The 23,874-nt window shown below is 41.9% G+C and carries 18 protein-coding genes; 11 read left to right on the top strand and 7 right to left on the bottom strand.

The annotated features are described in order from the left end of the window. Positions 1–150 precede the first annotated feature (150 nt). The 3 genes from PNIG_RS15695 to greB form a co-directional block, all read right to left on the bottom strand. Positions 151–732 carry a CBS domain-containing protein gene (locus tag PNIG_RS15695; protein WP_086998923.1) on the bottom strand — a complete coding sequence of 194 codons (582 nt, stop codon included), beginning with the start codon at positions 730–732 and terminating at the stop codon, positions 151–153. Between the two features lie 50 nt (positions 733–782). Continuing rightward, positions 783–1,094 (bottom strand): hypothetical protein, encoded by a 312-nt coding sequence (locus PNIG_RS15690; RefSeq protein WP_011329480.1) that lies wholly within the window; start codon positions 1,092–1,094, stop codon positions 783–785. 118 nt (positions 1,095–1,212) lie between these two features. After that, a complete protein-coding gene (gene greB, locus PNIG_RS15685; protein WP_011329479.1) occupies positions 1,213–1,692 on the bottom strand; it encodes a transcription elongation factor GreB in 480 nt (159 codons plus the stop codon). A gap of 193 nt (positions 1,693–1,885) precedes the next feature. Between greB and ompR the strand changes: the two genes are divergently transcribed. After that, the gene (ompR, locus tag PNIG_RS15680; RefSeq protein WP_089368855.1) at positions 1,886–2,605 is read left to right on the top strand and encodes an osmolarity response regulator transcription factor OmpR; all 720 of its coding nucleotides are present in this window, start codon (positions 1,886–1,888) and stop codon (positions 2,603–2,605) included. Positions 2,606–2,610: 5 nt separating this feature from the next. Then, positions 2,611–3,912 (top strand): two-component system sensor histidine kinase EnvZ, encoded by a 1,302-nt coding sequence (gene envZ, locus PNIG_RS15675; RefSeq protein WP_089368854.1) that lies wholly within the window; start codon positions 2,611–2,613, stop codon positions 3,910–3,912. 72 nt (positions 3,913–3,984) lie between these two features. On the opposite strand, the gene PNIG_RS15670 is transcribed toward envZ, so the two are convergent. Together PNIG_RS15670 and speE are read right to left on the bottom strand one after the other, a co-directional pair. Then, positions 3,985–6,027, bottom strand: coding sequence for a glycoside hydrolase family 97 protein (locus PNIG_RS15670; RefSeq protein WP_089368853.1), 2,043 nt, complete (start codon positions 6,025–6,027; stop codon positions 3,985–3,987). A 179-nt stretch (positions 6,028–6,206) separates the two neighbouring features. Beyond that, positions 6,207–7,070, bottom strand: a complete 864-nt coding sequence (speE, locus tag PNIG_RS15665) for a polyamine aminopropyltransferase (protein WP_089368852.1) — start codon at positions 7,068–7,070, stop codon at positions 6,207–6,209. A 200-nt stretch (positions 7,071–7,270) separates the two neighbouring features. Between speE and speA the strand changes: the two genes are divergently transcribed. The 3 genes from speA (at position 7,271) to PNIG_RS15650 (ending at position 11,578) form a co-directional block, all read left to right on the top strand. Next, entirely contained in the window at positions 7,271–9,151 is a 1,881-nt protein-coding gene (speA, locus tag PNIG_RS15660) for a biosynthetic arginine decarboxylase (protein WP_011329474.1), read from the top strand. 73 nt (positions 9,152–9,224) lie between these two features. Then, on the top strand, positions 9,225–10,097 hold the full coding sequence (locus PNIG_RS15655; protein WP_011329473.1) for an acyltransferase: 873 nt from the start codon (positions 9,225–9,227) through the stop codon (positions 10,095–10,097). Between the two features lie 227 nt (positions 10,098–10,324). After that, positions 10,325–11,578, top strand: a complete 1,254-nt coding sequence (locus PNIG_RS15650; RefSeq protein WP_011329472.1) for a mechanosensitive ion channel family protein — start codon at positions 10,325–10,327, stop codon at positions 11,576–11,578. Here the strand turns inward: PNIG_RS15650 and chrA are convergent. Further along, on the bottom strand, positions 11,544–12,695 hold the full coding sequence (gene chrA / locus PNIG_RS15645; protein ID WP_089368851.1) for a chromate efflux transporter: 1,152 nt from the start codon (positions 12,693–12,695) through the stop codon (positions 11,544–11,546). The two genes, PNIG_RS15650 and chrA, sit on opposite strands and share 35 nt — an antisense overlap. Positions 12,696–12,881: 186 nt before the next feature. Between chrA and PNIG_RS15640 the strand changes: the two genes are divergently transcribed. Beyond that, positions 12,882–13,511, top strand: a complete 630-nt coding sequence (locus PNIG_RS15640) for a YiaD family glycine zipper/OmpA-like lipoprotein (protein ID WP_011329470.1) — start codon at positions 12,882–12,884, stop codon at positions 13,509–13,511. A 12-nt stretch (positions 13,512–13,523) separates the two neighbouring features. On the opposite strand, the gene PNIG_RS15635 is transcribed toward PNIG_RS15640, so the two are convergent. After that, on the bottom strand, positions 13,524–15,305 hold the full coding sequence (locus PNIG_RS15635) for an ABC transporter transmembrane domain-containing protein (protein ID WP_089368850.1): 1,782 nt from the start codon (positions 15,303–15,305) through the stop codon (positions 13,524–13,526). An 88-nt stretch (positions 15,306–15,393) separates the two neighbouring features. On the opposite strand from PNIG_RS15635, the gene PNIG_RS15630 reads away from it, so the two are divergent. From PNIG_RS15630 to PNIG_RS15610, 5 genes are all read left to right on the top strand, one after another. Continuing rightward, positions 15,394–15,792 (top strand): DUF3224 domain-containing protein, encoded by a 399-nt coding sequence (locus PNIG_RS15630; RefSeq protein WP_089368849.1) that lies wholly within the window; start codon positions 15,394–15,396, stop codon positions 15,790–15,792. A gap of 12 nt (positions 15,793–15,804) precedes the next feature. Further along, positions 15,805–15,993 (top strand): hypothetical protein, encoded by a 189-nt coding sequence (locus PNIG_RS15625; protein ID WP_076922740.1) that lies wholly within the window; start codon positions 15,805–15,807, stop codon positions 15,991–15,993. Further along, positions 15,994–16,611 carry a LysE family translocator gene (locus tag PNIG_RS15620; protein WP_089368848.1) on the top strand — a complete coding sequence of 206 codons (618 nt, stop codon included), beginning with the start codon at positions 15,994–15,996 and terminating at the stop codon, positions 16,609–16,611. It begins immediately after the preceding gene. A 302-nt stretch (positions 16,612–16,913) separates the two neighbouring features. Then, complete coding sequence (locus PNIG_RS15615; RefSeq protein WP_089368847.1) at positions 16,914–19,796, top strand: TonB-dependent receptor; 2,883 nt, start codon at positions 16,914–16,916, stop codon at positions 19,794–19,796. A 21-nt stretch (positions 19,797–19,817) separates the two neighbouring features. Then, a complete protein-coding gene (locus tag PNIG_RS15610; protein ID WP_089368846.1) occupies positions 19,818–23,822 on the top strand; it encodes an alpha-1,6-glucosidase domain-containing protein in 4,005 nt (1,334 codons plus the stop codon). Positions 23,823–23,874: the final 52 nt, after the last annotated feature.

Here is a 23,874-nt window from a genome sequence, read left to right as displayed (position 1 = left end):
AAAATAAGACCAGTTAAATTAACTTAACTGGCGGGTCAATTGCTTGAATAATATCACAGGGGGGGGTAATAAAAAGGTCTTAAAGCAAGCTATTTTGCTTGCTTTAAGATGTAACAATCAAAGCGATAACTTTAATTGTTGTAAAGCGCTTTAATGGGGGTGATCTACGCTCTCTAGTACTTCACTAAATGAGTTAGCAATAGGGGTTATGTGCACAGGTATTTGCAGTGTTTTGGCAATTTCGCGAGCTGAAATTAAGCCACATATTTCATTATTAGCAGTAGTCACTAATAAAAACATAGCGCCACGGTGCTCCATTGTTTGTAGTGCATCGCCAATACATGCGTAGCTTAAGCTTTGCATGCTTACACCGAGTAAATTAGTTAACGGGGTCATTAAGTGGTGTAAGTTAACTTCGCTGCGCGGCAAGCCTATACGCTGGGCTATTATCATTGTTTTTGAGCTTTGTAAGTCTGCACTCGAAACAATGCCTATTAGCTTATGCTGCTCGTCGGTGACTAAAATAAAGTTTGAAGGTTGCACACTAAGTTGTTTTAGCGCTTGCTCAATGGTTGTATCGAATGATGCACGCACTGGTATTTTATTCGTAAAGTTATTAATCATTTTAATAGCAGGAGAGGTTAAATCAATAAGCGGTTGTTCAACAGCAAACGTGTTAGCAATAACGCCATGAGAAATATCTTGAATACGAAGTTCTTTAAAGTTAGACATATTAGTCACCTTATTTAGTTATAAAATTTAATAGTTTGAAAAGTAAGTTATTAAATTAAATAGCTAGGTGGGCCTCGCTGATGCGCGCAGCTAAAAGGTTTGTCTAAAATAGTACTCTGGTAATAAGAGTAGGGTGCTTTAGGGAGTGGTTGCAGTACCCTAAGGCTAATAACATAGGCATGAGAATCAAAGTCTATGTCGGGATTTGTTTGATCAGGAGTGTCACAAGCAATAAAGTGGGGAGTAACTATACTTGAGTCTAGTTGGGTGTTTTTAGGGCTAGCATGCAAAGTCAAACTTACACTCATGAAGAGTGCAAACAATACGGCATTACTTAATATGCGCGATACTATGTTTGACATAAATACGACCTTAATTAACGAGTCTCAAATTAAAATTGTGTAACTTGAGTTAAATCAGTTATAGCTCATTGCATTAAGTTACACAATAAAAAGTTAATATGATCTGAATCAAAGCAGCTTAACTATTTTTTTGATAGCTAATGCTATTTACGTACCACTGTTTTTTGCCTTGAGGGGTGATAACGTCAAACTCGTCATCTACTTGTTTTTTTAACAACGCTCGCGCCATTGGTGAATCAATCGAAATATAGTCTTTACGCTCGTAAATTTCATCGGGACCGACAATTTTAAACTTTTTAGTCTCGCCTTGCTCATTTTCAATTTCAACCCAAGCACCAAAAAACACTTTGCCATCTTGCACAGGCGAATAATCAATAATTTTTAAGTCGGGTATGCGCTTACGTAAGTAGCGCACACGGCGGTCTATTTGCCGTAGAAGCCGTTTATTATATTGATAATCTGCATTTTCAGATCTATCTCCTAGGCTGGCCGCCCAGCTTACTATTTTGGTGATTTCAGGGCGTTTTACATTCCATAAATGGGTATGTTCTTGTTGTAATTGTAAGTAGCCTTCGCGGGTAATTAAGTTTGTTTTCACGCCATGTTCTTTTTTAATACTCATACAGAGCAAGGTATTAAAATAACCCAAACTTGTCGAGTGTATTATTAATAAAACACGCGCACAAATGAGTTTGAAATGTTCAGTAACAATCTAAGCGGCTAATAAATTGTTGCTTACAGGTTTTTTCATTTATATTAATGGGTAATAGATTATAAAAATAAGAAACACAATGGGACACGAAACGACAAAAGTATTGGTTGTAGATGATGACATGCGTTTACGCAGCTTACTGGAGCGCTATTTAGTAGAGCAAGGCTTTATTGTAAGAACAGCGGGTAATTCAGAGCAAATGGATCGGCTTATCGAACGTGAAAACTTTCATTTAATGGTGCTCGATTTAATGCTGCCGGGTGAAGATGGTTTGTCTATTTGTCGTCGTTTACGCCAAAAAGAAAACGACATTCCAATTGTTATGCTTACCGCTAAAGGTGATGAGGTTGACCGTATTATTGGCCTTGAATTGGGAGCAGACGACTACATTCCAAAACCATTTAATCCACGAGAGCTGTTAGCGCGAATAAAAGCTATTTTACGACGCCGTGCCAAAGAAGTGCCGGGCGCACCTGCTGCAGAAGAAAATTTGATTGAATTTGGGCGATTTTCGCTTAATTTAGCCACTCGCGAAATGAGCGAAGGCGAAAAAACAATTTCCTTAACCAGTGGCGAATTTGCAGTGCTTAAAGCGCTGGTCTTGCATCCACGTGAGCCGCTGAGCCGTGATAAATTGATGAACCTAGCGCGCGGGCGAGATTACAGCGCACTGGAGCGCAGTATTGATGTGCAAGTGTCGCGACTTCGCCGCATGATTGAGTTAGATGCCGCCAGCCCACGTTATATTCAAACTGTTTGGGGCTTAGGATATGTATTTGTTCCCGATGGTGAAAAGTAATTTATATGGGACTATTTCCGCGTAGTGCATTTGGGCAAACCGTTTTTTTAGTGGCGGCTTTGCTGTTAATAAATCAAATAGTATCTTACGTAACGGTGAGCTTATACGTAGTAAAACCTACCATTGAGCAAGTTAATTTAATGCTGGCTAAGCAAATTAAAACCGTATTTATTGACTGGGAAGATGGTGTTGAAGTAACTAATGAAGTATCGGATAAGTTTTTTGAAATTACCGGTATTGAAGTCATGACTCAGCATGAAGCAATGCGCAGTGGTTTGGGGCAAAGTCGCGAATATTCGGTATTATCGCGTAGTATGTCTGAGCAGCTAAATGGTTCTGCGCGGGTGCGTATTAGCCAAACCGATCCACTCATATACTGGGTAGAAGCCCCGCAAGCATTAGGTTATTGGGTAAAAGTGCCGCTTAGTGGGTTTAAAGAAAATAACCTCGAGTTTTTAACCTTTTACTTATCAAGTATTGGTTTTTTAAGTGTATTAGGTGGCTGGTTATTTGCTAGGCACTTAAATAGGCCGCTAAAAGCATTGCAACAAGCGGCGGTTAAGGTAGGTAAAGGCGATTTTAGTACTAAGTTAGCCGAACAAGGATCGAGTGAAGTTATTGCTGTAACACGGGCATTTAATCAAATGTCGCGGGGTATTGCTGCGCTTGAAAATGATCGTCGGCTGTTAATGGCAGGGGTGTCTCATGATTTACGCACTCCACTAACCCGCATTCGTTTAGCCACCGAAATGATGGCAGATGAAGATGACTATTTGCGTGAAGGCATTATTTACGATATTGAAGACATGAACGGCATTATCGACCAGTTCATTGAATATTTACGCCATCACAAACGTGAAGAGCTAAGCTGTGAGGACATTAACGCGTTAGTGGCAGAGGTAGTGCACACTGAGCTTAAACACCAGCGAGTAATTACCTTTAAAGGTAATCCTAGTATTGGCAATATACCTATTAGTGCAGTGGCAATTAAGCGTGTAATAACCAATATGATTGAAAATGCGCTGCGTTACTCAGAAGGTGATATTGAAGTGCTCTGCTATTTTAATAGCAATAAAAAGTATGTTGTTATTGCGGTAAACGATAGTGGCCCGGGTATACCAGAGGGCGAACTGGAGTCGGTATTTGAGCCGTTTAAGCAAGGCGATACAGCACGTGGTAGCGAGGGCAGCGGTTTAGGGCTGGCTATTATTAAACGCATTATAGATATACATAACGGTAAAGTTAAATTATCTAACCGGCCTGAGGGCGGGTTAAGTGCACAAATTTACTTACCAATTAAAGTATAATACCAACCCACTTTACTGCAGCGGGTTGCTATTAAGTTGTGCTGGCCAAAATTATAAACACGCAGTAAGCGATTAAAGTGCTTTAAAACGAATAGCCGTACCGCCACTGGTGGCCAGCTTAAGCGTTAATTTATCGCTTGCAGTAACAAGGCGTTTTTCAATAGTTAAATCGTACGGATTATTTTCCCACTCGGCATTCTTACCATCTTTATAAATATGTGCCTCAAACTGTTTGCCGTTATCTAAAAAGTCTAAACTAATCTCAATAGTACGCGCTTGCTCGTCAGTCACTGCGCCTAAATACCAGTCGTTGCCGGTATATTTGTCGCGCTTTCGCTCTTTTCGCGCAAATACAATAAAGTCACCTACTGCACCATCAAGGGCAATGCTTTGTTGCCAGTCGGTCGGTACGTCTTGAATAAATTGAAATGCATCGGGTTTAGCTAAATAATTTTTAGGTAGGTCGGCCGCCATTTGAATCGGACTATACAATACAACATACAATGCTAGTTGTTTAGCCAGCGTAGTTTGCGGGCGATTAGTATTAGCGCCTAAACCGTTAAAACTTAAATCGAAAATACCAGGAGTAAAATCCATAGGCCCAGCAAGCATGCGGGTAAATGCCAGCATAGCAATGTGCTCGGGTGGATTAGGAGGAGTACCCCATGCGTTAAACTCTTGTCCGCGTGCGCCTTCTCGAGTGATCCAGTTTGGATAAGTACGGCGCAGTCCGGTATCTTTAATCGGCTCGTGGGTGTTAATACTTATTTTATGTTTAGCAGCTAGCTTAACGTTATGTAAGTACTCGTTAACCATAAATTGGCCGTCGTGCCACTCATGGCGAGCTATACCGTTTTTGTCAATGCGCTTAATGTTTCCGCCATCGGCTACGTAACCGGTTTTAACTTGGCTAACGTTAGATTTTTCATACAATGCAAAGGCATCTGCCATTTGCTTGCGATAGTTACTGACGTTGCCGGATGTTTCGTGATGGCCAATGAGTTGCACGCCTGTTTGCTTAGAATATTTTGTTAGCGCTGCTATATCAAAATCATCGTAGGGCTGAGTAAAGCTAAACACATCACCATTAAAAAACCAGTCGCCATCCCAGCCTGTGTTCCAGCCTTCAACTAATACGCCATCAAAACCATATTTGGCGGCAAAGTCCATGTAGTATTTGGTATTTTTTGTAGTAGCGCCGTGTTTGTCGCCGCTGCCCCAAGTGTGTGTATTTATATGCATACCCCACCAAATACCTATGTATTTACCAGGTTTTACCCACGACACGTCACCGAGTTTATTTGGCTCATTTAGATTTAAAATGATATCTGAGTTAACTAAATCAACGGCTTTTTCGCCAATTTGAATAGTGCGCCATGGGGTATTAAACGCGCCCTGTTTTTTAACGGCAACACCGCTCGACCATGGCGTTAAATCGGCTTGAAAAACCCCAGGGCGGCGTTGATTAAGTACCATGGCGGCGTAATCAACAAGGGCGGCTTCATGAATACTAATATGCACACCATCTTGGTTTTTAAAGGTAAATGGCGTATGTACCAATGCGGCATCGTTTAATGGGGTGGTATTATATACATATTCGTAGCGATTCCAGCCGCGGGCAGGGATCCACCAAGCTGTAGCTGTGTGGCTGTTATTAACAGCAAACTCGGTAAGCTCTTTGGTTATTTCAATATTGTTAAGGCCTGCTTGTTTTGGTACTTCGTATCTAAAACCCACGCCACTATCAAACGCTTTAAAGCGCACGCTATAAGTACCGCCTTGAGGTTGTGGCTTAGCAAAGGTTACAGTTACCTCGTTATGCTGATCTACAACCGTTTGTCGCTCGCCCCAAGGTTGTTGCCACTGAGTGTTGGTACTTTGTTGTTGAACTTTGGTTATTTTAAAGCTGTTACTAAACGGTGCATGTTGTTTAAATTCAAACCCGAGAGCAGAATTATTAATGACTGTTTTATTTTTAAAACTAATAGAATAACTAGGTGTACTCTGCTCGTCTGAGATGATTATTTTTATATTACCGTCAGGCGATTGTACGGTAGCTGTTTGAGCAACCGTGATACTTGAAAAAGCCATGAGTAGCAGTGCCAATGTGCGCATAATAGTTCCTTGGGTTAGCGACGTGTTTGGCTATCAAGCATAAAGCGAGAGGGTGGTGAATACGACAGGTTGCATACGTATTCAGGGTGATAAAAAGTGAGCAGTGAGGTTGCTTGTACGCTAAGCAATAAAAAAGGGCTCTGTTGAGCCCTTAATTTAGTATTGCTTAGATTGCGAGATTATTTTTTATCAAAAGCGCGTTGCATAAAGTTTGGCGTAGCTAATGCACCGTGATGAATGCCGTTGTTGTAGTATTCGCTGTTCTTTGCAATATCGGCTGCTGCATCTTCTCTAAAGCCATTAAAGGCTGCAGATTTACGCGCTAAAGTTACTGACCATAAACCACTTGGGTATATAGGTTGCGGGAATGGCAGTGTTTGTAAGTCGTTAAAACCTACCGTTAGCATAGCTTCGCGCATTTCAACTAATAACGGCATATGCATAAGCGGTGATTCGCTTTGTTGTACTAAAATGCCACCTGGGCGAAGGGCGTTTAAGCAGCTAGTGTAAAATGCATGATTAAATAAACCTTCACCTGGGCCTACTGGGTCGGTGCCATCAACAATAACAACATCGATTGATTCGCTTGCGGCTTCGCGCATGTATTTAATGCCGTCGTCAAACATAACTGTTGCACGAGGATCGTTGTTAGATTCACACAGCTCTGGGAAGTATTTTAACGACATTTGCGTTACTACTTCGTCTATATCTATTTGCGTAACGCTCTCTACACCAGGGTGCTTTAACACTTCGCGTAAGGTACCGCAGTCGCCGCCGCCAATAATAACTACATTTTTAGGTGCTGGGTGCGCTAAAAGTGCAGGGTGGCTGATCATCTCATGATAAAAAAAGTTTTCGCGGCTACTTACCATAGTGCAACCGTCGATGATCATTAAATTACCAAAGTCGGTGGTTTCGAACATGTCTACTTTTTGAAAAGGAGACTGTTTTTCATCTAACTTTTTGTTAATACGTAATGAAAATGCGCTGCCATCGCGGTCGCTAATTTCAGTAAACCACTTACTTTGATCTAAATTTGCCATAGTTACTATTACACTTTTTTAAGTTGAGGATGAAAAAGGGGGCAATTTTGCCAGTGCTTGACGTTTTGCTCAATGACATTTTAACTGATTTAACCAATAAAGTTAGTTAGGAATGAGGGAAAGTTCAATTTTTGTTAGCCTAGAGGATAGCGACGTATTAAAATGCGTCATTGTATTTAATTGATTAAAGAAGAGTTGCCATGACTTGGGGTTTAGAAACAGCACGTGCCACTTATAATGTTGCACATTGGAGTGAAGGCTATTTTGATATTAACGCACAAGGCGAGTTGGTGGCCTACCCAGATGGCGACCAAGCAAAGGCCGCAATTTCTTTAACGCAATTAACCGAACAATTTAAACAACAGGGTTTAACCTTACCAGTATTGGTGCGCTTTACCGATATATTACAAAACCGGGTAGATACGCTTACCAATGCCTTTACTCAAGCACGAGCAAATCGTGAGTATCAAGGCGAATATACCTGCGTTTATCCAATCAAAGTAAATCAGCAGCGCTCTGTAGTGAGTAAACTTTTAGCTCACCCTAGCGGGCTGGTTGGCCTTGAAGCTGGCTCTAAACCAGAGCTAATGGCTATTTTAGGGGTGGCAAAAGAGCCCATTACTATTGTGTGTAATGGCTATAAAGACAGTGAGTTTTTACGCTTAGCCTGTATTGGTCAGGCTATGGGTCACAAAGTTAAAATAGTGGTAGAGAAGCTCTCGGAGTTAACCACCTTACTGGAAGAAATTGATAATTTAGGCATTGAACCGGCTATTGGTATTCGTATTCGCCTAAACTCAGTGGGCAAAGGTAAATGGCAAAACACCGGTGGCGAAAAAGGTAAATTTGGTTTAACGGCAGGGCAAGTGCTTAGCGCTGTTGAAGTGTTAAAAAAACATAATAAATTGCACTTAATGCAAATGGTGCATTTTCATATTGGCTCTCAAATAGCCAATATTCGCGATATTCACCGCGCTTTGCGTGAATGTGCACGCCATTTTGCTGAACTTACTCAGTTAGGTGTACCACTTAATACCGTTGATGTAGGCGGTGGGTTAGGGGTTGATTACGAAGGTTCGGGTTCACGTAGTGCGTGTTCAATGAACTATACCGTTGCAGAATATGCCCGTAACGTAGTAAATGCGTTTTCTGAGGTGTGTGACCAACATCAATTAACTCATCCGGCCATTATTACTGAATCAGGGCGTGCGTTAACCGCGCACCACGCGGTATTAATTACCGATGTAATTGACGTTGAAAAAGCGCCTAATCACTTAAACCCAGAGGCGCCTGCGCAAAACAGTACACTGGTATTAGATGAAATGTGGCAATGTTTACAGCGTTTAAGCCCGCGTATGGCGCTGGAAATTTATCACGACGCAATGCACTTATTTAGCGAAGCACACGATCAGTACGTACACGGTTTAGTGAGCATGCTAGAGTGGGCGAAAATAGAGCAACTTTACTTTACTATTTTACATCGGGTGCGCTCATCTTTGAGCAATAATGTGCGTGCGCATCGCGAAGTACTCGATGATTTAAACGAAAAATTAGCTGATAAATTATTTGTTAATTTTTCACTATTTCAATCGTTGCCAGATATATGGGGAATTGGCCAATTGTTCCCAGTAATGCCTATTGAAAACCTCACTCAACCGCTTACCCAGCGCGCTATTATTCAAGATATAACGTGTGATTCTGATGGGCAAATTCGCGAATATGTAGAAGGTGCAGGTATAGAAACAAGCTTACCTATACCTGAATATACACAAGGGCAGCAGTATCATATTGCAATGTTTATGGTTGGCGCTTATCAAGAAATTTTAGGTGACTTACACAACCTATTTGGCGACACCGACTCAGTGCATGTGGAGTTAAACGATGATGGTTATGTACTTACTAACGCCATTAAAGGTGACAGCGTTAAGGATGTATTAAAGTGTGTTGACTATGATAGCGCCATTTTAGCAGACAACTTTGCAGAGCAAATTAATAAGCTCGATGTGTCTGAGCCATGTAAAGCAGGCTATTTAGCAGAGCTTAATGCGGGACTAGAAGGCTATACCTATTTTGAGGACTAACCTCAGCCATTATTAATTAAGTATAAAAAGCGCAGTAATTAGCTGCTGCGCGCTATTTAAAGGAATAGAAACAATGTCAGTTATCCGCAGTGTATTTAGTATTTTGTTGTACTTTATAAATACTCTTATTTGGTTTGTGCCAATTTTTATTTGTGGTGTTATTAAGCTTATACCAATTAAGCCGCTACAAAAGTTAATGAGTTGGGCCGCCAAACAATTTGCCACTATTTGGGTTACCTTTAACAGCTTAAATCAAAAATTATTTACGCCAACTAAAATTAACGTTACTGGGCTTGAAGATATAAAGCTAAAAGATTGGTATTTAGTTATAGCTAATCATCAAAGCTGGGTTGATATTTTAGTATTGCAACGCGTATTAAATCGCAAAATACCCTTTTTAAATTTCTTTTTGAAAAAAGAGCTTATTTACGTGCCTATATTAGGTTTGTGCTGGTGGGCGCTTGATTTTCCGTTCATGACTCGTACGAGTAAAAGTCAGCTTAAAAAGAACCCTAAATTACGCGGTAAAGATTTAGAAACCACGCGTAAGGCCTGCGAAAAATTTAAAGAAATGCCAGTAAGTGTGGTTAATTTTGTAGAAGGTACGCGCTATACGAAGCAAAAGCACGCTCGCCAAAACAGCCCTTTTCCACATTTGTTAAAACCCAAAGCAGGAGGCGTTGCCTTTGTAATGCAAGCTATGGGAGAGCAAATTACTAAAGTAGTTAATGTGACTATTCATTATCCTGAGGGCATTCCGACCTTTATGGATTTTGCCAGCGGTAAAGTAAAAAATATAAACGTACATGTTGAAGTAAGACCGGTCAGTGACGAGCTAATTGGTGACTACACTAACGATCCCGACTTTAGAGTGCGCTTTCAAAGTGAGCTTAATCGGTTATGGAAAGAAAAAAACCAAACATTAATAAACCTTGAACAAAAATAAATGCATAAAAATATGAGCCTACAGTTACGCTAAAAACACTTAGCTATTCACGGTCAATACAGATTAACTTAGGTAGTGTTTTTTAATGTCACTTTGCTTGGCTCTGTTAATTTTACAGCGGGTATTACCCGCTGTAGTTACTATAATTGGTTATGCTGCAATGGCGCTTTTTACTCTAGCTAGCACTGTAATTTTAAACCTAACTCCCGCAAGGAAATAAAAATACCATGACCGATACCCACTTACAGAAGTTAATAGCGCCTTGGTTTGAAAAAGTGCCCGACGCTTTTTTTCTAAGCACTATTACTGCCGTCGCCATTGGTATATTTTCATTATTATTTGTGTACTTATTTACTCGTCGCTTAATGTTTCCTGCGATCCAAAAAATTGTTACTAAAATCTCACCTGAACGCATTGGCTTACTTGCACCTATGCTAAACAAGCTCAATAAGCGCATAGCTTGCTTACTTTGCTGTGCATTGTTTCTAGCCACATTTGATAGTGTGTACCCGGTGAATGAGATTGCAGAGGAAATTTTAAAAACCTTAGGCCAAGCGCTGCTCATTATTTATGCGGGCTTTATTTTTAGTAGCATAGTGAGTATTGCGGGCGCTATTTATAATCAATTAGATTTTGCCCGCGAAGTACCCATTCAGGGATTAATTCAGGTTGTTAAATTAATTACCTTTATTGTCAGTGTTATTTTAATTGTTAGTATAGTGCTAGAAAAATCACCTACTTATATTCTCTCGGGTTTTGGTGCTATTGCCGCCGTCACTTTATTAGTATTTAAAGACACCATATTGGGGTTTGTCGCAAGCATTCAAATTGCAGCCAATAGACTCGTTACGTATGGCGACTGGATCCAGGTAGATAATTATGGGGCCGACGGAGAAGTAATTGATTTAGGGTTAAACACAGTAAGAGTGCGTAACTGGGATAATACTGTAACGACTATTCCTACTTACATGTTAGTAGCAGGTTCATTTAAAAACTGGCGTAGTATGCAAGAGTCTGCCGGGAGGCGCATGAAGCGCTCGCTTAATATTGATATGAATAGTATTTTTTTAGTTGAAGATGATTTTCGCCAGCAAATAGAAGCGGCTATACCTTTGGCCGACTACATTCGTACGTCTTCACTGCCTGATCCTGTGTCTAATTTAGGTTTGTTTCGCCGTTATGCCGAAGGTTACCTAAAGCAACATAAAAAAATCAATACTTCACTGACCTTGCTAGTACGTGAGTTACAGCCGACAAACCACGGCTTACCGATTGAGTTTTATTGCTTTAGTAGCGATAAACGTTGGATATCGTATGAGCATTTACAAGCCGAAATAATGGATCATTTATTGGCTGTGTTACCTATTTTTGGCCTGCGTCCGTATCAAAGTGTGAGTGGCCAATTTAGCCCACCCACAGCCGTGCCTACAAGCGAAAAACCTAAAATTAAAGTGCCCAATAATACTGAGCCAACCCCGTAGTAATAAAGAGTATTAACAGCCACCAAATAGGTGGCTTTTTTAATCTTAGCCAAGCGAATGCTGCAATAACTAGCGCAATGTGCCAAAAATTGTGCACCGCCGATGTCCAAATAGGTGAATACAGCGCCGCAGCTAAAAAACCCACTACAGAGGCATTAAGTGCGGCAATAACACTGGCAAAGCGAGGCTTGTTGGCTAAGTTTAACCAACTTTTTTGAAACGCAAGTATGAGTAAAAACCCGGGCATAAATATAAGTACAGTGGCTACGATAGCGCCAAATAAAGGTTGTTCGGTACTTAGTTGTGCACCTAAGTAAGTAGCAATGGTAAACATGGGTCCAGGCACAGCTTGCGCGCTTGCATAGGCGCTCAAAAACTGATCGCTGCTTAGTGTAGGTACGCTTGCTTGCAATACAGGTAATACTACATGGCCACCACCAAACACCATGGCACCTGCTTGATAAAAGGGGGCAAACAAAGCTAATTCAGTAGTCAAAGGAATGAAACTGAGCACTAGCAGCAGTGTAAATAACCCTAAAGCGAGCCAATTTATATTACTTTTTGACTTACTTTGCTGTGCGGGTTCCGGATTTAATTTTAATAATGGCCATATTGCACCCACAGCAGCCGCGGTAATTAAAATAGCTATTTGTGTGCCCAGCAGAGGAAAAAGTATTAAGGCTAACGTGCTTAGTACGGCTAATAGCTTTAGGGCTGCGCTAGTGCAAAAGCTCTTTGCCATACTTAATGTGGCATCGGCGACAATAACCACAGCAAACAGTTTTAACCCAGCAATAATGGCAAAATAAACAGTATCAAACTGATGCGCACTTATAGCCAATAGCAACATAATTAAAAATGATGGTAGGGTAAAACCAATAAAGGCAGCAATGCCACCAAGTACACCCGCGCGCTCTACCCCAATGGCAAAACTAACTTGACTAGAGCCAGGCCCAGGCAAGGCTTGGCTTAAGCTTATAAGCTGTGCATAACGGGTGTTAGTGAGCCAATTTAGGGTATCGACAAAATGGCGCTTAAAATAGCCTAAGTGAGCAGCAGGGCCACCAAAACTCATGCAGCCAAGTAAAAAAAACTGTCTAAAAATAGCAATTAACATTACGCCCCAATCCTCGTTATAAATTATAAAATTATCATCCAGTAGTATGACATATTTATGAACTCAGCTATCGATAGTATTTTTGTTGTTATACAGCATAAAATGCTAATTTTAATTGATTCTTCATGGCTTGTTCATTCATATGTTTGCATAATAGCGCAAAATACTAAATAGATAGGACATAGCATGACTTTAACTAAATCACTTTTAAGCGTAACGGTAGTGGCTGTATTACTTAGCGGTTGTGAAATGAATAACACAGGTAAAGGAGCGGCAATTGGTGCTGCAGCTGGTGGTGTATTAGGTAAGGCTACTGGTAATCATAAAGATAAGCGTATCTTTATTGGTGCTGCAATTGGTGCATTAGCTGGTGCTGCAGTAGGCGATTACATGGACAAACAAGAAACCGCTTTTCGTGACGAGTTAGCGGGTTCTGGTGTTGAAGTGGTACGTGAAGGCGATAACTTACGTTTAGTTATGCCGTCAAATATTACCTTTGCAACCGATCAGTCGTATATTTCGTCGGGCTTTCACAATACGCTAAGTGCGATTGCTAAAGTGATGAACAAATACGAAAAAACTTATTTAAGCGTAGAAGGTCATACCGATAGCACAGGTAAAGATAGCTATAATATGAGCCTTTCACAGCAACGCGCTCAAAGTGTTAAAAACTATTTAGTTAATCAGCAAATTATGGCTGAACGAATTAGCACTACAGGTTATGGTGAAACACGTCCAATTTCATCAAACGATAGCGCAAATGGCCGTGCACAAAATCGTCGTGTAGAAATTCAAATAGTGCCTAACACGCAATAAGCACATAAAAATCTAGTCTTTATTGAACTGTAGTTCACATAAGCGCTGGTACAACGGGGAGCTTTGCAGTAATTGCTGATGGCTCCCTGTTGCTATTATTTCTCCGTGTTCCATTACCACAATCATATCTGCATGTTTTACCGTTGCCAGACGATGCGCAATGATCAAGGTGGTTCTGTTTTGCATTAAGTGTTCCAGCGCGGCTTGCACATGATGCTCACTTTGTGCATCAAGGGCGCTGGTTGCTTCATCAAGCAGTAATATTTCAGGATCCTTTAAGATTGCTCGCGCAAGCACAATACGTTGCTTTTGCCCGCCAGATAAACGCACCCCTTGCTCGCCTAAAAAGCTTTCGTAACCATTAGGTAGTTGCGCAATAAACTCATCGGCATGGGCGTGTTTGGCTGCGGAATATACTTGTTCGTCGGTTGCATCTGGGTTGCCATAACGAATGTTATGCATTACATCAGAGCTAAACAATATCGGGTTTTGTGCCACCATGCCCATGCTGTTTCGTAGCGTATTCAGTGAGAGATCTTTTATATCAATGCCATGGAATTTTATAGCGCCAGTGGCAGGGTCGTAAAAACGTTGTAGTAATTCAAATAACGTGGTTTTACCAGCACCAGAAGGGCCTACAATCGCCACCGTTTGCCCTTGCTCAATACTGAGTGATACATTTTTAAGTGCACTAACATCAGGGCGGGACGGGTAGTTAAAGGTAATATTACTGAGCTCTATGGCGGCTAAATCAGTATTGTTGTGTAACTGGTCATCAAGATGTTGTACTGGGTTAACTATTTCGCTTTTTACCGCGAGTAATTCAAGTAGTCTTGCTGCGGCACCCGCCGCGCGTTGCAGCTCGCCATAGACCTCGGCCACCGTTGCTACCGACATTGCTACCATAATGGCATAAAACACAAATGCACCTAGCTCACCACCACTCATAGTCCCTGCCAGTACATCACTACCACCGACCCACAGCATCACACTAATGGCGCTAAAGGTTAAAAATATCACCGCTGCAATTAAAAATGAACGTTGTTTAATACGGCTTTTCGCAACCTTAAAGGCTTTTTCGGTTTCAGCGGCAAATGCGGCTTGCTCACGTTGTTCATGACTATAACTTTGCACTACTTTAATATTTTGAATGATCTCACCTGCATAGGTGCTGATATCGGCAATGGCATCTTGGCTAGAGCTGGCAAGTTTGCGCACTTTACGGCCAAATACCATCATTGGCACTAACACCAGCGGCACACAGGCAACTACCACTAAAGTGAGCTTTAAATTAGTAAATAGCAACATGGCTAAACCACCTACCAACATCAGTGCGCTGCGCAGTGCCATGGAAAATGACGAGCCAATGATTGACTGCAATAAAGTGGTGTCGGTTGTTAAGCGCGACATTAATTCGCCGCTGCGGTTCTCTTCAAAATAGCTTGGATGCAAAGTAACTATGCGATCAAATACCGCTTTACGAATATCGTTACTCACGCGTTCACCAATCCACGACATTAAATAAAAGCGACTGAATGTTCCCACTGCGAGTAAGCTAATTAAGCCAATCAGCACTATGATGGCTTGTTTTAACTGTTCTTGGGAGCCTGCAATAAAGCCATGATCGATTACAAATTTAACCCCTTGGCCCAGTGATAAATTAACCCCAGCGGTTACAAGTAGCGCTACAAGCGCCGAAAATACCACCCATTTATAAGGCTTAATAAACTGAAAAATCGGAATTAAACTACTAAAAGCTGCTTTGTCTTTTGGCTCGGCTTTATTGGTGCTCATGCTGGATTCTTTTTGTGCAATAGGGTATAGATATGGTTACTTAAATCATAATTTCAATAACTAACTTCATAACAACTAAGGGACTAACATGGCAACTCATAAAGTAACCGGTGAATTTAACGTTAAACTCAACCCCATTGAAGGCTATGCAAAAGGCATTGATGGCGTAAATTTAGGTCGTATGTCGATTGATAAAACCTTTACTGGGGAGCTTGAGGCGACCAGCACCGGCGAAATGCTCAGTGCCATGACCGCAACTCAAGGTAGTGCCGGTTATGTAGCAATTGAACAAGTGGTTGGTACACTTGCAGGCAAACAGGGCAGTTTTGTACTGCAGCATTTTGGCACTATGGACAAAGGCCAAGATCGTCTAATTTTAGAAGTCGTGCCAGATTCTGGTAATAATGAACTTACAGGGCTTAGCGGAAAAATGGCGATTCGCATTGAAGATGGGGTGCACTTTTATGATTTTGAGTATCAACTTTAAAAGGTTATTGCAGTGCAAAAAATAATAGAATTTAAAAAGGCGCGCTTTTTTGGTGGAATTAACCTTGAGGCCCTTAATGAAAAAATTTATCAGTTAAACCAAGATGGTTGGAAACTAGTTAATGTGAGTACTATTACTGGTTTTTTCGGCCAAGTTTATGGTTATGTATTACTGATCGAAAATAATGAATTTGAGATTTAGATGACCCTCTCACTGTGGTTTAGTTTAGTCGCCATTTGTATGATGGGCGCAATGTCACCTGGGCCTAGTTTGGCTGTGGTGTTAAAACACAGTATTCATGGCAGTATGAAGAACGGCATGTTGGCGGCGCTGAGTCATGGTGTGGGGGTCGGTTTTTATGCCGCGGCGTCGTTACTTGGCCTCGGCGCATTAATGATGCAATTTCCCACTGTGTATCAAGTACTGGTGTATTTAGGCGCCGCGTATTTAGCTTATTTAGGGATTAAAATACTACTTGCAAAGCCAAGCGCTGAAGAGCTCCAAGTGGCTCAGCAAAGTGGTAGCGCTCAACAGGCTTTGCAAGATGGCTTTGCTATCGCATTTTTGAACCCTAAACTCGCTGTATTCTTTTTAGCCTTGTTCTCACAGTTTATTGACCCTGTAAACTTAACTTTTCAGGTTGGTATGATCATGTGTTTAACCGTGTTGTTGATTGATACCGGCTGGTATTTGCTTGTTGCAGCCTTGACAGAGCTTTCAAAAAAGCGTTTTGCTTTTACTAAATCATCCCCTTGGCTTGATAAAATATTAGCGGTGGTTTTTATAGGGTTGGCAATAAGAGTGGTGCTTATGGTGTAGTTTATTCAATTTTAGCAATCCTTACCGCTTACCTTAAAAACTGTTTTAGTAATTTTTAATGCTCCTGTGAAATAACGACGTGTGGCTGACTTTTCCTTTTAGTTGGTCGATATATTTTACGTTATCCACATGATCGCAGCACTTCATGACTAAGTTCCTTTCCTTGCTAGCTATTGCCCTTGCTGGTGCATACGTATTCATCACACTTAATTTACTTTTTGGTTACACTTTATTGGTTTTATTTTATCCACAAATTAAAAATAAACAGCACACAATTATAAAATCAATAGGGTAGGAAACTCATGGGGAAATTCAAACTGAGTGCGTTAATGCTCGCGATGTTTGCAACCTGCAATGCATTGGCTGCGGCTGAAAGTGACGCACCAAACACCGTAAAAAAACCACAACTAGAAGAAGACCTTGAAGTCATTGAAGTGCGTGGCTTTAGTCGTAGTTTAATCCAATCACTTAATCAAAAGCGCTTTACCGATACGGTATCAGAGCAGTTGTCGGCGGATGATTTAGGCGCTTTGCCTGATGTATCTATGGCTGATGCGCTGACACGACTGCCGGGGATCTCTGCGGTACGAACCGGCGGCCAAGCGGCAGAAATCAATATTCGCGGTATGTCCGGTGGCTTTGTATTTTCAACTTTGAATGGTCGCGAGCAAGTATCAACTAGCGGCAGTCGCAGTATTGAGTTTGATCAATACCCGTCTGAGTTGATCAGCTCAGCTGCGGTGTATAAATCACCAAAGGCGTCATTAATTGAAGGCGGCGTGGCAGGTACGGTAGAGCTGCAAACAGCCAGCCCGCTTAATAATGATCAGCAACACAAGTTTGTGGTTAACGCCAGAGGTATGTACAACGACCGAGCGTCAGAGGTGAACGATGCCACTGAGTTTGGCGATCGCATCAGCTTTTCCTATCAAGGTAAGTATCTTGACGATACTTTAGGTGTCGCCCTTGGCTATGCACGGTTATTTCAACCAAGCGTAGCAACACAATTTATTGGCCAGGCCTATAACGATCATAAAGATGTCGACGGTGTTGCTAATGATACTAATGGCCCTGAAGTAAAACCAGAAAACGAATATATCAGCGAAGGCTTTGAGCTCCAGCATTTAGGGGGTGAAGAAACCCGTAACGGTTATATGGCGGCGATTGAGTGGGTGCCGGTGGATAATTTTAAATTAAAAGGAGACGTGTTTTTATCACGCTTTGATACTGAGTCATTTGCCCGTGGTTTACGAGTAAAGTTAGGCGGCCCAACGGCCACTTATACAAACGCTCAGCTAGAGGGTAATTCAGTGGTTGGCGCCTCTGTTAATCGTACTTCAAAAGGCTACACTCGCGTTGAAATTCTGAATGATGATAATCAAGATTTTGATGAAGTAGACAGCTACGGTGTTAACGCCGATTGGCAAGTGACAGAGCGCTTAAACGTTAATGTTGATGTGTCGTTGTCACGGGCTAAAAGTAATTTCCGCAATGGCTTATTGTGGGCGCTAGTTGCCGAAGATGCTACAGCGCAAGAGCCGGTGTTAGATAAAAACGTATCTATAAACTACCAACTTAATGGGCTTAATTTACCAGATGTAGGCTTTAATCAAGCCGCTGCATTTAGTGATATCGACCGGGTAATGGTCAGTAAGTACGGTATTTACCCTTATCAAAATGAAGATGAAGTAAAAGCTTATCGCCTTGATTTTAAATACGAGTTGGATAACAGCTGGTTTAGCTCTGTGGAATTTGGTGCGCGTTATTCAGATCGCGAATACAGCAACAATCGTTCGGTGTTTGAATACGGCAATGACGGTGATTTCTCAGCAACTGAGCCGCCACTGCGTTTAACCAATGACATGGTAAATGTTGTTGATTGGGAAGGCAAGTTTAGCTACTTTCCATCCTATTTAGCGATTGATGTAGATAAAGCGCTCAATGCGTGGTTCCCAGAAGGTGCGCCTACACCGGTGACCACCTGGGGTAACGCAGATGGTGTAGTAGATCCACAAGGTTACACCACTAACTACTCGTGGACTATGTTACAAAGTGGTTCGGTATACGAGGAAGTGCTTTCAGCTTACGCCATGCTCAATATTAATACTGAAATTGGCACTATGCCAGTGCTGGGTAATATTGGTATTCGCCGTGTAGATACAGACCAATCGGCCACTATTTTAGAAAACGTTAATGGTGATTTGGCACTGGGTGCGCAAAACATTACCGACAGCATCGGCATCATAAATCAAAATTATTTACCTAATGTACTTGGCACAACGTATACCGATTATCTGCCATCCCTTAATTTAAACTTTCAGCTAACGGATAACACGCAATTACGCTTTGCGGCGGCTAAAGTGATGTCGCGTCCACCGATTAATCGCCTAGCAGGAGATGCCAGTGCACAAGCTGATGAAACTACTGGAAAAATTAACGGATCAAGTACCAATAACCCATTCTTAAAACCATTTTATGCCGACCAATACGATATCTCTTATGAGCATTATTTTGATGAGTCAGATGGTGCGCTAGTGATCGCAGGTTTTTATAAAAACATTGATTCGTTTATCGATACCATCGCCATTGAAGGGTTTGACTTTAAAGGTAACGGTTTTAACGTTCCAGACTATATAGAAAACCCCGTCAGCGGCGAGCAAGTTGCCACAACTAACGGCACTTACACAACGGCGGTAAATAACGCCAATGGTGGTTATATTCGCGGTATTGAACTTGCCTACACGCAAGTACTTTCGTTTTTGCCCGCGCCGTTTGATGGCCTCGGTTTTAACGGGAGCTACTCATACACCGAAAGCGAAGTTGAATCGATCACTAGCTTAGGTGGTGAAACGGTTACACAAGGCTTACCTGGTTTGTCTAAAAACGTGTTAAACGGCACTATATTTTACAGCTTAGATAATTTTGAAACCCGCCTTAATGTGCGTTACCGCTCAGACTTTGTCTCAGAGCAAGTGGCGATCAATGAGCAGGTGGTCAATTTTGATGCTGAGACCGTGGTCGACTTTCAAACCTCTTATCAATTTACTGACTCATTTGGCATGTTGCTGCAGGTTAATAACCTTACCGATGAACCAACCCAAAGTTACTTTGGCAATGAAAATATCACCGGTACTACCCAGTACTTTGGTCGTCAGGTTTATTTAGGTTTTACCTATAGCCACTAATAGCAAATTGGAGCATAAATAATGAATAAAATAACTAAATTGACTCATTTGCTATTAGCGGTGAGCTTAACACTACTGTTTGGCTGTGGTGGCTCAGGCAGTAGCGATGTCAAAGCAGGTCAAGCCTTGTTGACTTGCGATGTACCACAAGTGCCTAACTCAGCAGGCACTCAATGCGTTGACCCAGAGCCTATCTCTTGCGACGTACCGTTATTTCCAGATGCAAATAATGAAAGCTGTACCAGTGGCTATAACCCCGACTTACCAGACCCTGTGGTATTTGCAGGCGAAGGCGAGGCTATTTTATTTTATAAGCGCCCTGAAAATGAAGGGTACGAAGGTTATCGATTACACTCATGGAATACCGACGGCTGTGATGCTTACGCGCCACCGTTTGATGCTACAGAGTGGTCCGATGGTCACGAATACGACGGTATTGATCCTAACTATGGTGCTTACTGGATTGTGACACTAAAAGACGGTTACACCGAGTGTGCTAATTTTATTATTCATATTGGCACAGAAGGCTCAGGCAAAGCACATGGTGATGCGGATTTAACCATGCCACTGATGCAAGACGACGAGCGTTTTGTGCGTATGAATTTCACCTTTGACGGTGAGCCATCTGTATTTGAATACCCAGTTGCAAGCCTTGGTGAGCGCCCAGTTGCAATTGACGGTGCATCAGCTCACTGGATTGATTTAAATACTGTACTGTATAAGCCAAGTAATGAGCTTACGCAGATTATTAAGCTGCATTCATCAGCTGCTGCCGATTTGGTTGTTGATGTTGATACTGGCTTAAATGGTGAAACAGTTGAATTAATGGCAACGAGTTTAACCGATGCACAAGCAGCGAAAGTACCGCACTTAACAGATTGGACTGCCTATCAAGGTAATTGGGATGCCGCTACTGCAAAACAACTTATAAAACAACAGCTCGTTTTAGCGGGCTACGATGCAGAAGGCAAGCTACTTGAAGCAAGTTTTGTGCAAACCGCCAAAGCGTTGGATGCGCTGTACACGCAAGGTGAAAGTGACGCGAACGAAGCCATGTTAGGCGTGCATTATAATAACAATGTAATTGATGTTTCAGTATGGGCACCAACCGCTAGCAATATGATGCTTAATGTATTTGACGCCGATAAAGCACAAGTGCATAGCACCGCCATGATGTTAGACAACAATACCGGTATTTGGTCGGTGAGCTTAGATAGTAAATACGACCGTCATTATTACCGCTTTGCGTTAGATGTTTACCACCCTACTACTCAAGCGATTGAAAGTTTATGGAGCACTGACCCTTACTCACTGAATGTATCTAGTAATGGCCTGTATTCGCAGTTGATCAATTTAAATGATGACGACACTAAACCAGAGGGCTGGGACGAGCGCATTGTGCCAACAATTACTAACCCTGAGGATGCAATAATTTACGAAGGTCATGTGCGTGATTTTAGTATACGTGATGAGTCAGTGAGTGAAGCAAACAGAGGTAAATATTTAGCATTTACTGAGCTTGAAAGCATCCCTATGCAGCACCTTAAGCAACTAGCTGACAAAGGCTTAACGCACTTTCATTTACTCCCTGTAACAGACATTGGCACCATTGAGGAAGATGCGGATAAGCGCGTTGAAATCACTGACACCCTAGGTAAGTTATGTGAGCGAATAGACGATACCGCCGATGCTTGTAAAATCGAAGATAAAAACAGCATCATTGCTGATTTAATGCAAAGCTACTTCCCGGGTTCTGATGATGCTCAAGCACTTGCCAGCGCGATGCGTGATTTAGACGGCTTTAACTGGGGTTACGACCCGCATCACTTTATTGCTCCTGAAGGCTCGTATGCATCAAGCAGCGAGGGCATTGCTCGGGTTAAAGAGACACGCGCCATGGTGCAATCACTGCAAGAAGTCGGTCTTCGTGTGGTTCTTGATGTGGTATACAACCACACAACCTCATCAGGCATTTGGGAAAAGTCAGTGTTTGATAAACTCGTGCCTGGTTATTACCACAGATACAATGAAGTATCAGGCACGATAGAGCGCTCAACATGTTGTGAAAACACCGCGACTGAACATGTGATGATGGACAAGTTTGTTAGCGATTCATTGGTCATTCTTGCCCGTGATTTTGGTTACGACAGCTTTCGCTTTGATGTTATGGGGCACATGCCTAAATCATCAATTTTAGCAGCGCGCGAAGCGGTGCAAGCGGTTGACTCAGATAACTACTTTTATGGCGAAGGCTGGAACTTTGAGGAAGTGGCTAATAACCGCTTGTTTATTCAAGCTAAGCAAGCTGATATGGCAGGCTCCGAAGTGGGGACTTTCAATGACCGCATCCGTGAAGCTGTGCGCGGTGGGGCGTTATTTGCAAATGAACCTACAGATGCTAATTTAGCAGACCAAGATACTCTGCGTTTATCACTGGCGGGTAATTTACAAAACTATATCCTGAAAGACTTTAAAGGTAATTCGGCAAAAGGTAATAGCTTTAGCTGGAATACGCAGCCGACGGCTTATGCTTTAGACCCAGCAGACACCATTAACTACGTATCAAAGCATGATAACGAAACACTGTGGGATCAGTTGCAATATAAGCATGCATCAAGCATGAGTATTGAGCAACGTGTGCGTGCGCACAACATGGCGTTGTCTATTCCACTTATGAGCCAAGGCATTCCGTTTATGCAACTGGGTGCTGATTTACTGCGTTCTAAGTCAATGGATCGTGATAGTTATAATGCCGGTGATTGGTTTAATGCTGTTGATTTAACCAAAGAGAATAATAACTGGAACATTGGTCTACCTAACGCAGAGAAGAACCAAGAAAAATGGTCTGAAATAATGCCTATTTCAGCTAATGCAGATGCACAGGCGATGCCACAAGACATTGCCTATGCAGGTGATGTATTCCAAGAGTTCTTAGCTATCCGTAGCGCAAGCCCGTTATTTAGACTCACCACAGAGCAAGATGTTATTGACCGTGTAGGTTTTCACAATGTTGGTAAAAACCAGCAACATGGTTTGATTGTAATGAGCATTGACGATGGTGAAGGTCTCGTTGATTTAGATACCGCAGTAGATGCTGTTGTTGTTGTTATTAATGCGACGCAGCAAGCACTTTCACACACGGTACTCACGGCTACTGGGTTTGAATTACACCCAACTCTTAAAAACAGTGTAGATAGTAGCATGACGGAAGTGAGTTTTACGGCCAGTGAAACCGACGGCACGTTCACTGTGCCTGCTTACACTATGGCTGTGTTTGTTAAACCACAAGGCGAGAGCCAAGGCGCTGGCTTGAGTGCTGATGCAACTGTTGGTGCGCCAGATATCGTCCCTTATGGCAGCACTGAGGTGTATCTTCGTGGTGATTTAAATGAGTGGGGGCTCTCTGATCAATTTGAATATGTTGGCAGTGGCGAGTATCAAATTATGAAGGCGCTGACAGCTGGGGAAAGCTTTGGTTTCAAAGTTGCTTCAGAGAGTTGGGAACTCGTGAATTTTGGTGCTAATTCAGAGCAAGAGGCTGTTGTTCAATTGGGAGTAGAAAAACAACTTAGTTTTAATGGAGCTAATATTAGCTTTACGGCAGACACCGCAGATAACTATTTGTTCTCGTTTAATGCTTCAGATAAAGAAAACCCAACATTAACAGTGGTAAAAATAGGGCCATTTGGAAATGTGTCGTTGTATTTACGTGGCAGTTTAAATGAGGCAGATAGTTTGTGGGGGACAGGCGATCAATTCACATACACAGGTGATGGTTTATATACTTTTTCTAAACAGCTAAGTGCACAAAGTGATGCATATGAGTTTAAAGTTGCTACCAGTGATTGGAGCACTGTCAATTTAGGAGCTGGTGGAGATAGCTCAGAAGTAATATTAGGGAGTGAAACACCTTTAGCGGCTTCTAATAATAACTTGAGCTTGTTAATTGAAACCGAAGGAGAGTATCGCTTTGTGGTTAATGCAAATGATCTCGAAGCGCCTTTTATTATTGTTAACTTACAATAAGCTTTCACTAAGATAGCCGAAGCCGAGTTTTATACTCGGCTTTTTTATTATA

The organism is Pseudoalteromonas nigrifaciens (assembly GCF_002221505.1).
In the GTDB taxonomy this organism is placed as follows: domain Bacteria; phylum Pseudomonadota; class Gammaproteobacteria; order Enterobacterales; family Alteromonadaceae; genus Pseudoalteromonas; species Pseudoalteromonas nigrifaciens.
This window is presented reverse-complemented; position numbering and strand designations above follow the sequence as displayed.

Coding starts and splice junctions, on each gene's coding strand:
- PNIG_RS15640 (WP_011329470.1), top strand. CDS start 12,882: ATGACTTTAACTAAATCACTTTTAAGCGTAACGGTAGTGGCTGTATTA.
- speE (WP_089368852.1), bottom strand. CDS start 7,070: ATGGCAAATTTAGATCAAAGTAAGTGGTTTACTGAAATTAGCGACCGC.
- PNIG_RS15655 (WP_011329473.1), top strand. CDS start 9,225: ATGTCAGTTATCCGCAGTGTATTTAGTATTTTGTTGTACTTTATAAAT.
- envZ (WP_089368854.1), top strand. CDS start 2,611: ATGGGACTATTTCCGCGTAGTGCATTTGGGCAAACCGTTTTTTTAGTG.
- PNIG_RS15610 (WP_089368846.1), top strand. CDS start 19,818: ATGAATAAAATAACTAAATTGACTCATTTGCTATTAGCGGTGAGCTTA.
- PNIG_RS15630 (WP_089368849.1), top strand. CDS start 15,394: ATGGCAACTCATAAAGTAACCGGTGAATTTAACGTTAAACTCAACCCC.
- PNIG_RS15635 (WP_089368850.1), bottom strand. CDS start 15,305: ATGAGCACCAATAAAGCCGAGCCAAAAGACAAAGCAGCTTTTAGTAGT.
- PNIG_RS15690 (WP_011329480.1), bottom strand. CDS start 1,094: ATGTCAAACATAGTATCGCGCATATTAAGTAATGCCGTATTGTTTGCA.
- ompR (WP_089368855.1), top strand. CDS start 1,886: ATGGGACACGAAACGACAAAAGTATTGGTTGTAGATGATGACATGCGT.
- speA (WP_011329474.1), top strand. CDS start 7,271: ATGACTTGGGGTTTAGAAACAGCACGTGCCACTTATAATGTTGCACAT.
- PNIG_RS15670 (WP_089368853.1), bottom strand. CDS start 6,027: ATGCGCACATTGGCACTGCTACTCATGGCTTTTTCAAGTATCACGGTT.
- PNIG_RS15695 (WP_086998923.1), bottom strand. CDS start 732: ATGTCTAACTTTAAAGAACTTCGTATTCAAGATATTTCTCATGGCGTT.
- PNIG_RS15650 (WP_011329472.1), top strand. CDS start 10,325: ATGACCGATACCCACTTACAGAAGTTAATAGCGCCTTGGTTTGAAAAA.
- chrA (WP_089368851.1), bottom strand. CDS start 12,695: ATGTTAATTGCTATTTTTAGACAGTTTTTTTTACTTGGCTGCATGAGT.
- PNIG_RS15620 (WP_089368848.1), top strand. CDS start 15,994: ATGACCCTCTCACTGTGGTTTAGTTTAGTCGCCATTTGTATGATGGGC.
- PNIG_RS15615 (WP_089368847.1), top strand. CDS start 16,914: ATGGGGAAATTCAAACTGAGTGCGTTAATGCTCGCGATGTTTGCAACC.